The organism is Streptomyces lanatus (genome assembly GCF_014655715.1).
Lineage (GTDB): Bacteria > Actinomycetota > Actinomycetes > Streptomycetales > Streptomycetaceae > Streptomyces > Streptomyces lanatus.
Genome location: NZ_BNBM01000030.1, coordinates 73,843 through 85,825, shown reverse-complemented (window position 1 = coordinate 85,825; position 11,983 = coordinate 73,843). Strand labels below are relative to the sequence as shown.

General features: G+C 69.7%; 15 protein-coding genes. 8 read left to right on the top strand and 7 right to left on the bottom strand.

Annotated features, from left to right (window positions below; all coding sequences use genetic code 11):
• Positions 1-527 precede the first annotated feature (527 nt).
• Genes IE325_RS44700 through IE325_RS44685 form a run of 4 tightly spaced genes read right to left on the bottom strand, consistent with a single transcriptional unit; the run spans position 528 to position 2,585 of the window.
• The gene (locus tag IE325_RS44700; RefSeq protein WP_190075965.1) at positions 528-1,259 is read right to left on the bottom strand and encodes a DUF7873 family protein; all 732 of its coding nucleotides are present in this window, start codon (positions 1,257-1,259) and stop codon (positions 528-530) included.
• A 58-nt stretch (positions 1,260-1,317) separates the two neighbouring features.
• A complete protein-coding gene (locus tag IE325_RS44695) occupies positions 1,318-1,512 on the bottom strand; it encodes a DUF397 domain-containing protein (RefSeq protein WP_190075964.1) in 195 nt (64 codons plus the stop codon).
• A gap of 3 nt (positions 1,513-1,515) precedes the next feature.
• The gene (locus IE325_RS44690) at positions 1,516-1,728 is read right to left on the bottom strand and encodes a DUF397 domain-containing protein (protein WP_190075963.1); all 213 of its coding nucleotides are present in this window, start codon (positions 1,726-1,728) and stop codon (positions 1,516-1,518) included.
• A complete protein-coding gene (locus IE325_RS44685) occupies positions 1,725-2,585 on the bottom strand; it encodes a helix-turn-helix domain-containing protein (RefSeq protein ID WP_190075962.1) in 861 nt (286 codons plus the stop codon). Before IE325_RS44685 ends, IE325_RS44690 begins: the two co-directional genes overlap by 4 nt.
• A gap of 155 nt (positions 2,586-2,740) precedes the next feature.
• Here IE325_RS44685 and IE325_RS44680 point away from each other — a divergent pair, with 155 nt between their 5' ends.
• From IE325_RS44680 to IE325_RS44670, 3 genes are all read left to right on the top strand, one after another.
• Positions 2,741-3,277: an ATP-binding protein gene (locus IE325_RS44680; RefSeq protein WP_190075961.1), complete on the top strand. Its 537-nt coding sequence runs from the start codon at positions 2,741-2,743 to the stop codon at positions 3,275-3,277.
• 156 nt (positions 3,278-3,433) lie between these two features.
• Entirely contained in the window at positions 3,434-4,135 is a 702-nt protein-coding gene (locus tag IE325_RS44675; RefSeq protein ID WP_190075960.1) for a helix-turn-helix domain-containing protein, read from the top strand.
• A gap of 52 nt (positions 4,136-4,187) precedes the next feature.
• Positions 4,188-4,811: a Uma2 family endonuclease gene (locus IE325_RS44670; protein ID WP_190075959.1), complete on the top strand. Its 624-nt coding sequence runs from the start codon at positions 4,188-4,190 to the stop codon at positions 4,809-4,811.
• Positions 4,812-4,826: 15 nt separating this feature from the next.
• On the opposite strand, the gene IE325_RS44665 is transcribed toward IE325_RS44670, so the two are convergent.
• Entirely contained in the window at positions 4,827-6,011 is a 1,185-nt protein-coding gene (locus IE325_RS44665) for an erythromycin esterase family protein (RefSeq protein ID WP_229912537.1), read from the bottom strand.
• A gap of 58 nt (positions 6,012-6,069) precedes the next feature.
• On the opposite strand from IE325_RS44665, the gene IE325_RS44660 reads away from it, so the two are divergent.
• Complete coding sequence (locus tag IE325_RS44660) at positions 6,070-6,783, top strand: TioE family transcriptional regulator (protein ID WP_190075957.1); 714 nt, start codon at positions 6,070-6,072, stop codon at positions 6,781-6,783.
• Between the two features lie 12 nt (positions 6,784-6,795).
• On the opposite strand, the gene IE325_RS44655 is transcribed toward IE325_RS44660, so the two are convergent.
• Entirely contained in the window at positions 6,796-7,722 is a 927-nt protein-coding gene (locus tag IE325_RS44655; RefSeq protein WP_190075956.1) for a DUF3027 domain-containing protein, read from the bottom strand.
• Between the two features lie 303 nt (positions 7,723-8,025).
• Here IE325_RS44655 and IE325_RS44650 point away from each other — a divergent pair, with 303 nt between their 5' ends.
• The 4 genes from IE325_RS44650 (at position 8,026) to IE325_RS44635 (ending at position 11,520) form a co-directional block, all read left to right on the top strand.
• Positions 8,026-9,453 carry an MFS transporter gene (locus tag IE325_RS44650; protein ID WP_190075955.1) on the top strand — a complete coding sequence of 476 codons (1,428 nt, stop codon included), beginning with the start codon at positions 8,026-8,028 and terminating at the stop codon, positions 9,451-9,453.
• Between the two features lie 81 nt (positions 9,454-9,534).
• Complete coding sequence (locus IE325_RS44645) at positions 9,535-10,008, top strand: DUF2771 domain-containing protein (RefSeq protein WP_190075954.1); 474 nt, start codon at positions 9,535-9,537, stop codon at positions 10,006-10,008.
• Positions 10,009-10,031: 23 nt separating this feature from the next.
• Positions 10,032-10,670: a futalosine hydrolase gene (locus IE325_RS44640; RefSeq protein ID WP_190075953.1), complete on the top strand. Its 639-nt coding sequence runs from the start codon at positions 10,032-10,034 to the stop codon at positions 10,668-10,670.
• The gene (locus IE325_RS44635; protein ID WP_190075952.1) at positions 10,657-11,520 is read left to right on the top strand and encodes a 1,4-dihydroxy-6-naphtoate synthase; all 864 of its coding nucleotides are present in this window, start codon (positions 10,657-10,659) and stop codon (positions 11,518-11,520) included. The genes IE325_RS44640 and IE325_RS44635 overlap by 14 nt, the downstream gene beginning before the upstream one ends.
• 12 nt (positions 11,521-11,532) lie before the next feature.
• Here IE325_RS44635 and IE325_RS46920 read toward each other — a convergent pair whose 3' ends face one another.
• Positions 11,533-11,916, bottom strand: coding sequence for a cold-shock protein (locus tag IE325_RS46920; RefSeq protein WP_030958134.1), 384 nt, complete (start codon positions 11,914-11,916; stop codon positions 11,533-11,535).
• Positions 11,917-11,983 lie beyond the last annotated feature (67 nt).

The following is an 11,983-nucleotide window of genomic DNA, read 5'->3' as shown; positions in this document are numbered from 1 at the left end:
CGTAAGACCCCGGCCATACACAGAAGATGCCCAGCTCAGAGCCTTGTGCAACACCCTTTAGGGCACCGCGCGTGGCGGAGCCCGGGAGTCGTATCCAGCTCCCGGGCCCCTGGGGATGCCACCCAATTGCGCACGCCGGCGGCGTTTAAGAGGACGGATCAGTCATCATGCCGTCGTGTTCTTCCTTTGAACTACCGCAGCGCGAGAGAGCTGCAGGCGAGAGTCGAACTCGCATCCGACGGCGTTCGTCCGGCCTCGGTCGATCCGGCGATCGGCGGCAATGCTGAGACTGGAGCGAGAGTCTGAGATTGATCGCGGCTGCCTCTGCCATTGGGCTACCCCGGCCCGGATGGGTCTCGTAGTGCCGGGGGAAGGATTCGAACCTTCACTGTCACCGCGTCTTCAGGCTGAACTTCAGTGTCAGCTTGCGCTCCTCACGCGAACCGGTCCTCAGTTCCGGCCCGCGCCTGTCGCGCACCCCCGCGCTCGCACGCGGGGGCGATCATGGAGGCTACCCGTGACCGGCCTCAGCCGAACAGGTAGCCGAACACCGCGTCGCCGACCCGCTGGTCGGTGACCTCCGCGCCGTTGGCCTCCTCGCGGGCGAACTTCACGGCCTGCTGAAGCTTCTCGACGCGCTCCACCAGCTCGTTCACCCGCCGCGCCGGCAGCGCCCCGGAGAACTTCACGGTCGTCCAGTACCCGATGGGCACGTCCTCGTAGTACACCTCGACCTGCGCCGGGTGCTTCTCCGTCGCCTCCGCCTTCACATGGTTGCGCGGAACCTTCTTCGTACGGATCGTGCGGACCGGGTCCGTCTTCCACCAGTCCGTCGACGGGTCGTGCGACCAGGACTCGGCGGCGTCGAGCGTGGGCAGCTTCTTCACGAAGGTGTGCAGGTCGGTGAGCTGCTTCTCAAGGAACAGCAGGTAGCTGACCGGAACATCCGCTACGACCGTCCGCCCCTCGACCGTGACATCGGCCCGCGCCGAGCAGTTCGCCCAGTCCTTCGTCGCCGTCACGTCGAACAGCCGGGTCAGCGACGCGGCCATCTCCCGCAGCACGTCCTCCGCCTGTACCTGCACCCGCGTGGACTCCGGCGGCAGCTGCTCGCCCTCCTCGTCCTTCGGCTGGTACGTACGCGAGATACCGGCCAGCAGCGCGGGCTTCTGCACCTTGTGATGCGCCACGGTGATGTCCTGGAGCGACTTGCTCTTGACACCCTTTTCGACAGCGATGATCTGATTCAGCTTCGCCACGAGTCCCCCTTCGAACAGGCAGGAACGTACCCCACCGGCTCGAACACGCGCACTTCCTTTAGCGCGCCGCGTGCGTGACGAAGGCGGCCCAGGCCTGCGGCGCGAGGGCGAGGCGGGGGCTGGAGTCCCGGTACTTGGAGTCGCGGACGTGGACGGTGCGGGGCGCCACCGCGATCTCGACGCAGGACTCGCCATTGTTGCCGCCGCTGTAGCTGCTCTTGAACCACGCCAGTTCGGAGGCTCCTCGGATCACGTCTCAGCCCTCGGCCGCGTACGAGACGAAGGCGGACCAGGTCTGCGGCGCGAGGGCGAGACGGGGACCGACGTCGCGGTTCTTTGAGTCTCGGACGTGAATAGTGCTGGGGGTGTTGGCCACCTCGACGCAGTCGTTCGGGTTGCTGCTGTCGCTGTAGCTGCTCTTGAACCACACCAGATCGGAAGCGTCCCCAGCAGGGGCCTTGCGGATCATGTCTCTCCCAGCAGTCGTTCGATGAAGGTCAGTGACTCCCGTGCGGCCAGAGCCTCCGCCCGGATGATGCCATAGCGCAGTTCGAGGATCCGGAGCTGCTTCGGCTCTGAGACCGGACGGCCGCCGAACTCGTCGTCCATGCGACCAACTGCCGTGCCATCCCCGAACTTCAGCAGCTGGATCCGCCCTCCGGTACCAGGATGGTCCCAGCGATCCATCGGCATCACCTGAATTTCCACGTTCGGCAACTGGGCTAGCTCCACCAGGTGTTCGAACTGCCTGCGCAGCACCATCTTGCCCCCGACCGGGCGCCTGAGCGTCACCTCTTCCAGGACAAAGCTGAGTTCGGGAGCGGGGGAGCGCTGGAAGATCTTCTGCCGGTCCATGCGCCCGGCCACTGCCCGCTCCAGCTCGTCTTCCGGGAGCACGGGCCGCCGCGTCCTCAGGAGCGCCCCCGCGTACTCCTCCGTCTGCAACAGACCGTGCAGATTGTGGTTGCCGTACGAGAGCAGTTCGACCGCCTTGGCCTCCAGCTTGCCCAGTGCCCGCACCACCTTCGGATACCGGACCTTCTTGACGTCCTCCCACGTCGCCGAGATGAGCCCTCCCGCCCCCAACACCTCATCCGCCCGGTCCAGATACTCCTGCCGAGGAATCCGCTTCCCACCCTCGATCTTGTAGACAAGATCCTCCCCGTACCCCACCGCCTTCCCGAAGTCGCCGGCCCGCATCCCCACCGCCTCGCGCCGCAGCTTCAGCTGTCGCCCCACGGTCGCGATCACCGCCACGCCCCACTCGTCGTCCGGATCGACCTCCCAACCCGGCTCGTCCGCCTCCGTCTTGAGCTCGACCGTCATGGCCACCCCTCCGTCGTACCGCCGTGATGCAGCAGCGCCCTACCCAAACGCAACGCTCCGACAGCCCGGACAGCACTGGACAAGCTCCGGACAGTCACCGTACGCACCCCCTGAGTCACTGTTCACAGTAAGCACGCACGACCACGCTGAGTGACGTGAACCAGAAATCCGCCGAAGCGGAACTCGACACTTCCGTCCGGAACTTCAGCCTCCAACTGTCCTCCACCCCACGCGGCGCCCGCCTCGCCCGCCTTCTCGCCACGGAACAACTCCGCAGCTGGGGCCTCCCCTTGGACCCGACGGCACACGTGGTCGCCGAGCTGGCAGCCAACGCCGTCACCCACGGCCGCATCCCCGGACGAGACTTCCTCCTCCTCGTCTACGTCGTCGGAAACACCGTCCGTATCGAGGTCACCGACACCCGCGCCGACCGACTGCCGCACCACCCCGAACAGCCCGCCCCCGACGCGGAGTCGGGCCGCGGCCTGCTGATCGTGGACGCGCTGGCCGACCGTTGGGGCGTAGTGCCAGGCCTGCCGCCGCGCAAGACGGTCTGGGCCGAGATCGACGTATCACCGGCGCCCGGAAACCCGGACTCCGGTGGCGCGGGCGGTCACCAAGAAAAACAACCCAGGGGAAAGGAACCCCACCAAACCCCACCCCTCCCTCCCGCGGCGCACGCTCACCCGTGAAGGTGAATATCACCAACTCAGCTGGATTTCGGGCAGGTTGTCGGACTTACGCTCAGCGCAGCACAACCGCGAAATATGCCCCAGACATACGACGGCCCTCGCCGGGACGGCAATCCCAGTGCGAGGGCCTGACCACCAAGGAAGCCAACCTTCCCGATGGACACCCAAAACCCTAGCGCCCCCACGCCCACCCAGTCCCGCATCACGGGCAAAAACCACCCTCACGCGGGGGGCGGCGCCGGCATCAAGACCCTCGCCGCCCGCTTCCCCGAGGGCAGGACCCGTATCGCGGCGGCGCTGCGCGAGCTGGAGACGCACGGCTATCTGCGCCGCGAACGCAAACGAGTCACCGGCGGCCGCATCGTCACCCGCACGGTCTCCTGCAACCAGCCGGGCCGCCGCCGCCCCCACCCGGAGGAGCCGCCGCCCCGCAGGAAGCGAACCCCGACCCCGCGCAAGCCCCTCCCCGCCGTACCGCAACCGGCTTACCCGGCCCCGGCCCTCCTCCGGACAGCCACCGATCTCCTCACAAGTCTCCGCCTCCACGACCCCCGCCTACTCCTCAGCGAGCCCGACACAGCACACCTGGCCCCTGCCGTCGCGGCCTGGCTGGAACGGGACGTCCCCCGCGCGGCCGTACACCACACCCTCACCACCGACCTCCCGCCCGGCCCCTTGTGCCGCCCAGCCGCCCTACTGGCCCACCGCCTCACCACCCAGCTACCACCACCCCCGTTCACCCCACCCCCGCCCGTCCGCCACCCACTCCAGACCTGCGACGGCTGCGACCGCGCATTTCGCGCTGCCGACCCGGGTCGCTGCCGCAACTGCCGATCCGATCTCCAGGAGGCCGCCTAGCATGAAAGCGACGATCCTTGCCCCTGGGCACAGACGACGAGGAGCGAGCGCCATGACCATGGCTCCGGACAGCGCACAACAGCGCGCCCCCCACCCGTACCTGGCCATGCGGGACTTCATCCAGTCCGTTGACGACGCTCTGCCCGGAAAGTTCGAGATCACCAAGGAAGGGATCGTTCACGACATGATGTCGCCGGGAGGACCACACGAGGTCACTGCCGCACACGTCAGCCGCCGTCTGGAGAAGCTCATGCCGGACGAGTTGCTGGCGCACAACGGCACACCGGACGTGGAGGACGAGCCCGAGGGCATCATGCGGCATCCGGACGTGATGGTGATCGCATGGACCGACCTCAACGTCGAGGGATCAATCGACCCCCGTGCCGTCATCGCCGCAATCGAAGTCGTTTCTCGCTCGAACCCCGACAACGACTGGGTCACCAAGATGCGGGACTACCCCCTGATCGGCATCCCCATCTACGTGATCTTCGACCCCCGCACCGCCACCGGCGCCGTCTTCACCGACATCCACTCCACCCCCGCCGGACCGCGCTACGCGACCCGCAAGGATTTCCTCTACGGCGAGGACGTCACGATCGCCGACTGGACGATCTCGACGGAGAACCTCCCGCGGTACAAGCCGGAGACAGAAGCCGAGGGCGAAGCCGGCACGTGAAACCGGGGACCTCCTCTAAACGTCCCTGACGAACACGATGCCGTCGCTGCCCCCCAGACCGGCCGGATCGAGCGGCGCGTAGCCGAACCAAGGGGACACGCGAGGCGCGAGGCTCGTGTCGGCGATGGTGGTTGCCAGGCGGCGGGCGTCCATGACCCACCGGTCCTCCGGGAGCGCGTACAGCAGTCCCTCAACCGTGTCCGGCGGCGGCACGTCCACCCCCTGGCCCCGAAGCGTGCCGATGGCCGTCGCCAAGAAGGCGTACTCCTCGCCGAGTTGGGCGCTGACCAGCGCGCCCGCACCCCACCACTCCACACGCCCCTCCCACATCCGCATCGAACTCCTGCTCCGCTGGAGGTGGCCGTTGTGGGCGTGCACCAGCGTGGGGCCGCGTTCGGCGAGGGCGAGGAGGTTCTGGGCCATCATCTGGTCCCGCACGGCCACCAGCCGCGTCATGCGGGCCGGTGAGGTGTCGGCCATCGAGTGGTGGTAGCGGAGCAGGCCGGTGGCGGTACGGCCGTACAGGCGGGCCCGGTTCCAGTCCTCCCGCGAGGTCGTCGCCAGCAGGTGCGGCAGCTGCTGATCGAGCAGTGCCACCAGATCCTCGGCGAGCATGCGAAGGCGGGCGGCCTCGGGCGACCGGCCCACGGAGGACGAGGGGTCCATCATCGCGGCGGGGTCGGTCCAGGCGTCGTCGGTGCCGAGCAGGGTGTCGAGCGTGTCCGCCGTGCAGGGGAGCAGGTCGGCGTCCACGCGGGGCGCCACGTAGTCGTGGAGGGCCATCAGTGCCCGGCGAGGGCTCGCCGCGTGGGTGATCTCCAGTGGGCCGTCGAAACCGGCGAAGCGGAGCCACTCGGACTCGGGCCGGCCGTCCGCCTCGGCGCGGACGTTGTGGGCGCGCATCCAGCGCACCAGCTCGCGGTTGCCCCCGAACTCGCCCCAGGCGTGGCTGAATCCGTGCTCCATGGCCTCGTCGAGGGTGCCCGTGCCGGAGGTGACGTAGTCGTCCACGGCCATGCCCATCAGGCAGTCGCTCTCTATCGCGATCGTCCGGTAGCCCTCCTCCTCGACGAGCTGGCGGAAGAGGTCGTTCCGCAGGGCGAGCAGCGTGTCCTCGCCATGGGTGGGCTCACCCAGAGCGAGCAGTCGGGGCCGGGCGGGAAACAGGTCCTTGATGTCAGACGCGATGTCAGCAGCCATGCCTTCAACGGTATCGTTGAACTTTCGATGGAAACTTTTCGCCGATATGGTCTGCCACATGGGGCGAAACCTTCAAAGCAGGGAACGGCTACGGCCGATCGATCTCGCCCGCGAACACGGCCTCTCCACCCAAGCCGTCCGGAATTACGAAGAGGCCGGCATCCTCCCCGCCGCCACCCGCACAGCCCACGGCTACCGCACCTACACCCCGCTGCACGCCCACGCCCTGCGCGCGTTCCTCGCGCTGCTGCCCGGCCACGGGCACGGGACGGCGGCGGCGATCATGCGGGCCGTGAATCAGGGCGCGGTCGACGAGGCGTTCCGGCTCATCGACGAGAGTCACGCCCAACTCCTCGACGACCGCCGCACCCTCAGCGCTGTGAAGAACGCCCTCGGCGACCTGGAGCCCACCCAGGCGCCCAGGTCCGGTGACATGTTCATCGGGCCGCTCGCGGAACAGCTCGGCATCCAGCCCGCGACCCTTCGCAAATGGGAACATGCCGGGCTGGTGCTCCCGCGGCGCGACCCACTCACCGGGTACCGCGTCTACGACGATGCAGCGGTACGGGACGCCCGGCTGACCCATCAGCTCAGGCGAGGCGGATATTTGCTGGAGCAGATCGCCCCGCTGATCGCCCAGGTACGGGCGGCGGGTGGTCTGGAGCCGCTGGAGGGCACGCTGCGCGACTGGTACGGCCGGCTGTCCGCCCGTGGGCGGGCGCTGCTGGCAGGGGCCGCCGAGCTGGAGGCGTACCTCCGCGCGCAGAAGTAGAAGCAGGCCCCGCTACGAGTGCCCGAGCTCCGCCGAGTCCCCGTCCGCCCCCACCGACACCGACCCCGAATCCGCCGCCGGTCGCAGCGGGAACGGGTCCACCCGGGTCTCGTCGATCACCGGCGGAGCCGGACGCGGGGGCTTGGGCATGACGGCTGCCTCGGAGTGGCCGCCGCAGCCGTAGGTCAGGGACACGACCCGGCCGTCGGCGGGGGAGAACTCGTTCGCGCAGACGCCGAAGGCCTGGCCGAGGGAGCCGCCGATGGGGGTCAGGAAGCCGCAGGTGACGCAGGAGGCGGGGGCCGCCTGGGCCATGGGGGTCTTCGCGCCGTACGACTCCTCCCAGCGGTCCGCGGCGACGTGGAGGCCGTAGCGGGAGAGGACGCGGGCGCGGCGCATGCCGAGTTCCTCCGCGACCGAGGTGATCGAGCCGCGGGAGGGGGCCACCGGCAGGTTCGCGGGGGCGCCCGCGGTGACCTCGGCGTCCTCCGCCTCCACCAGCTCCGCCATCTCGTGGGAGACGGGCGCGTTCGGTACCGGCTCGTCCTCGCCGGAGTAGCCGGGCTCCAGGCGCAGGTCCTCGGCGTCCGTGGGCAGCAGGTCGCCGGGGCCCATGTCGCCGGGGCGCAGGCGCTCGCTCCAGGGCACCCACTCGGGGGCGAGGAGGGCGTCGGGGCCGGGGAGCAGGACCACTTCGTCGAGGGTCACGAACTTCGCTCGCGACGCCCGCGCCACCGTCACCGCCCAGCGCCAGCCGCGGTATCCGAGTTCCTTGCACTCGAAGTAGTGCGTGACAACCCGGTCGCCCTCGGACACCAGGCCCGCGTGCTCTCCGACCACGCCGGGCGCGGCGGCCTCCTCGGCGGCACTGCGGGCGAGGTCGACGGCCTCGGCGCACAGACGGTCGGGGGTGCGGCTTCGCGTTGTCGCTGCGCTCACAGGTATCGCTTCTCTCCTACGCCGTCTCTCGGGTGCGGCTGCCTGAAGGCGGCGGAGCGAACGGAGCGGACCTGTGGGCCGCGTCGACGTCCGCGTCCGAATCGCGCTCGGGCGCACCTACGTCATCCATTGTGCGGGATGGCTGAGATACGCACGCTACCTGTTCGCGAGCGCTGGGCCTACACCGACGGCCCTTACGGTCCGTTCCGAGTTCCCGCCTCAACCTGAGACCTTGCCCATAGCTTGCCCTCCATACGCGCCGTAACCGCACTAGCCACCCCCATCTCGGGGCACTATTGCGTCGTGGCAACCGCGAGGTCGCCCCAAGGAGCCACCGGTGTCGGTGGGGCCAAGGGAGGCCGTGATCGAGGTGGCGGGTCGGGCCGTATGGGCGGCTCCCTCCGCGCGGTCGGCCGTGCCCTGCACTTCCCGTTCACCGGCCCGGCGCGCGGTATCCGCAAGGCCACGCATGCGCAGGGCGCCGGTGAGTCGGGCCTGGGCAAGCTGATCGAGCTGCACGCGGTGAACGGCGCCGGGGACATGATGATCACCGTCGCCCTCGCCTCCACGGTCTTCTTCTCCGTGCCGACCGATGAGGCCCGGGGGCGCGTCGCTCTCTACCTGGGCATCACCATGGCGCCCTTCACGCTCCTCGCCCCGGTGATCGGTCCTCTTCTCGACCGTCTGCCGCACGGTCGGCGTGCGGCCATGGCGGGGGCCATGCTCGCTCGGGCGCTGCTCGCCCTCGTGCTGTCCAGCGCGGTCGTCAGCGGCGATCTCCAGCTCTATCCGGCCGCTCTCGGGGTGCTGGTCGCCTCGAAGGCGTACGGGGTCGTCAGAAGCGCCGTGGTGCCGCGTCTGCTGCCGCCACGCTTCTCCCTGGTGAAGGCCAATTCCCGGGTCACGCTCGGCGGGCTCCTCGCCACGGGTGTCGCCGCGCCCATCGGTGCCGGGCTCCAGGCGATCGGGCCGCGCTGGCCGCTCTACGGCGCCTTCGTGATCTTCATCCTCGGCATGTTCCTGTCCTTCACCCTTCCCCACAAGGTCGACTCGGCCAAGGGCGAGGACACCGCGCTGCTCGCGGCCGACGAGCAGCATCTGCACGGGCCGCACCGCCACCCGGTGAAGCGGCCGGGGCTGCGCACGGTCGGCATCGCGGTCACCCACGCCCTCGGCGCCAACTGCGCCATCCGCTGTCTCACCGGCTTCCTGATCTTCTTCCTGGCGTTCCTGCTGCGCGAGCATCCGATGTCGGGGCAGAGTGCCGCCGTGTCGCTGGGCATAGTCGCCGTCGCGGCCGGCTCGGGGAACGCGCTCGGTACGGCCGTCGGGGCGTGGCTGAGATCGAGGGCGCCGGAGATCATCATCGTGACCGTCGTCGGGTTCGTGATGGCCGTGGCGATCACCGCGGCGGTCTTCTTCGGCGCGGTCATGGTGGCGGGGCTGGCGGCGGTCGCCGGGTTCGCGCAGGCGCTGGCCAAGCTGTCGCTGGACGCGCTGATCCAGCGGGACGTGCCGGAGCAGGTGCGTACATCGGCGTTCGCGCGTTCCGAGACGCTGCTGCAGGTGTCCTGGGTGCTGGGCGGCGCCATCGGCATCGTGCTGCCGCTGAGGGGCTCGCTGGGGCTGCTGGTGGGCGCCGCGATCGTCGCCACCGGCTGGCTGACCACCGTGAAGGGCCTGATCGGCTCGGCCCGGCACGGCGGCCATTCCCACCCTCGGGTGGCCTGAGACGCCCCGTGCCTTTCCGTCGCGTACGGCACGCCGCCCCCGCGTAGAGAGAGCGTCACAACCGCCCGATAGCCTTCGCCCATGACCACGATGCACTCCGCCCAGCGACGCCGCCGCGCCGTCGCCGCCGCCGGCGCCGTTTCCGCCGGACTGCTCGTCCTGTCGGCCTGTGACAAGCCGACGCCGCTGGCCACGATCACCGTCGGCACCTCCTCCGTCCACTCGGAGGCCACCTGCGGTGGCGAGGGCGACGCCCTGCAGACCACCGACCTGGCGAAGTGCCTGAAGAACAAGGACCTGGAGTCCATCAAGGTGGACCCGGACGAGACCGTGCGCTTCGGTGTCGACCCGGAGATCGCGGACGAGGGCTGGACCATCCTCATGAACGGCCAGCCGCTGACCGACTCCAGCACCAAGACCTACCGCACCGTCCCGGGCAGCGTGTTCTTCAACGCCCAGTACGGCGCGAGCGGCGACTCGACGCTGGTGTCCATCAAGGAGGGCGAGCAGGACGTGACGGGCCTGTGGTCCTTCAAGCTGGAGAAGGACAGCTGATCACGTCCGTGGTACGGGTCCTCGTGGCCACCGCGGTCCCCGCCGAACGGGACGCGGTGGCCGAGGCGGTACACGGACTCCCCGGCGTCGAGGTGATCGCCGCCGGCGTCGGCCCCGCGCGCGCCGCCGCCACCACCGCGACCGCCCTCGCGGGCGCGCCCTACGGTCTGGTGATCTCCACCGGCATCGCGGGCGGCTTCGCACCCCACGCGCCCGTCGGCTCCCTCGTCGTCGCCGACGAGATCACCGCCGCCGACCTGGGCGCGGAGACCCCCGACGGCTTCCTGCCGGTGACCGAGCTGGGCTTCGGCACCGTCAGCCACCGTCCGCCGGAAGCACTCGTACGAGAGGTCGCGACCGCGACCGGGGCCCGCCCCGGCGCCGTCCTCACCGTCTCCACCGTGACCGGCACCGCGGTCCGCGCCGCGTGGCTGCGCGAGCGCCACCCCACCGCGCTCGCCGAGGCCATGGAGGGCTTCGGCGTCGCCGAGGCCGCCGCCGCGCACGGCGTGCCCGTGCTGGAGATACGCGCCGTGTCCAATCCGGTCGGCCCCCGCGACCGCGCCGCCTGGCGCATCGGCGACGCGCTGGCGGCACTGACGGACGCCTTCGGGAAGCTCGCGCCGGTATTGGAGAGTTGGAACCCACATGACCACCAGTGAGCAGCCCGTGCAGCCCTTGCAGATCGCCTACTCCCCCTGCCCCAACGACACCTTCGTCTTCGACGCCCTCGCCCACGGCCGGGTCCCCGGCGCCCCCGCGCTGGACGTCACCTTCGCCGACATCGACATCACCAACGGCATGGCCGAGCGCGGCGAGTTCGATGTGCTGAAGGTGTCGTACGCGGTGCTGCCGTACGTCCTCGACGAGTACGCGCTGCTGCCCTGCGGGGGTGCGCTGGGCCGGGGTTGCGGGCCGCTGGTGCTGACGCGGGAGGCGGGCGTCGACCTCACCGGCCGCACGGTCGCGGTGCCGAGCGAGAAGTCGACGGCGTATCTGCTGTTCCGCCTGTGGGCCGCGGACACCGTCCCCGGCGGCGTCGGCGAGATCGTCGTGATGCCGTTCCACGAGATCATGCCCGCCGTGCGGGACGGGAAGGTCGACGCGGGACTCGTCATCCACGAGGCGCGTTTCACGTACCAGAACTACGGGCTGCACAAGCTCGCCGACATGGGCGAGCACTGGGAGCACACCACCGGACTGCCGATCCCGCTGGGCGCGATCATCGCGAAGCGGTCGCTGGGGGCGGGGGTGCTGGTGGCGCTCGCGGACTCGATCCGTACGTCCGTCCGCGCCGCCTGGGACGACCCCGAGGCCTCCCGGCCCTACGTCATGGAGCACGCCCAGGAGATGGACCCGGCCGTCGCCGACCAGCACATCGGCCTGTACGTCAACGAGTTCACCGCCGGCCTCGGCGAGGACGGCTACGCGGCCGTGCGCGGACTGCTCACACGCGCGGCGGCCGAGGGGCTGGTACCGCCCCTCGGCCCTAATGCGCTGGATTTCCCCTGACGGGCAATTCGCCTATACGTCGAGCTGGTCGGCGACCGCCCGCAGCAGACCGGCGATCTTCTTGCCGGCGGCCTTGTCGGGGTAACGGCCCCGCTCCAGCATCGGCGTGATGTTCTCCAGGAGGGTCGTCAGGTCCTGCACGATGGACGCGAGCTCGTCCGGTTTCTTGCGCTGGGCGGCCGCGACGGACGGCGTCGGATCGAGGATGACGACCGAGAGCGCCTGGTCACCGCGCTGGCCGGCGACGACGCCGAACTCCACTCGCTGTCCCGGCTTGAGTCCGTCTACTCCGGCGGGGAGGACCGAGGAATGGACGAAGACGTCACCGCCGTCGTCGCGGGAGAGAAAGCCGAAGCCCTTCTCGCTGTTGAACCACTTGACCTTGCCGGTAGGCACGTCTGTCCTCGTCCTCGTACTCGTCGGAAAACTGCTTCGGAAAACGGCTCTTGATAGCACTACAGCG

Coding starts and splice junctions, on each gene's coding strand:
- IE325_RS44690 (WP_190075963.1), bottom strand. CDS start 1,728: ATGATCCGCAAGGCCCCTGCTGGGGACGCTTCCGATCTGGTGTGGTTC.
- IE325_RS44665 (WP_229912537.1), bottom strand. CDS start 6,011: ATGGCTGCTGACATCGCGTCTGACATCAAGGACCTGTTTCCCGCCCGG.
- IE325_RS44660 (WP_190075957.1), top strand. CDS start 6,070: ATGGGGCGAAACCTTCAAAGCAGGGAACGGCTACGGCCGATCGATCTC.
- IE325_RS44685 (WP_190075962.1), bottom strand. CDS start 2,585: ATGACGGTCGAGCTCAAGACGGAGGCGGACGAGCCGGGTTGGGAGGTC.
- IE325_RS44675 (WP_190075960.1), top strand. CDS start 3,434: ATGGACACCCAAAACCCTAGCGCCCCCACGCCCACCCAGTCCCGCATC.
- IE325_RS44635 (WP_190075952.1), top strand. CDS start 10,657: ATGACCACCAGTGAGCAGCCCGTGCAGCCCTTGCAGATCGCCTACTCC.
- IE325_RS44670 (WP_190075959.1), top strand. CDS start 4,188: ATGACCATGGCTCCGGACAGCGCACAACAGCGCGCCCCCCACCCGTAC.
- IE325_RS44645 (WP_190075954.1), top strand. CDS start 9,535: ATGACCACGATGCACTCCGCCCAGCGACGCCGCCGCGCCGTCGCCGCC.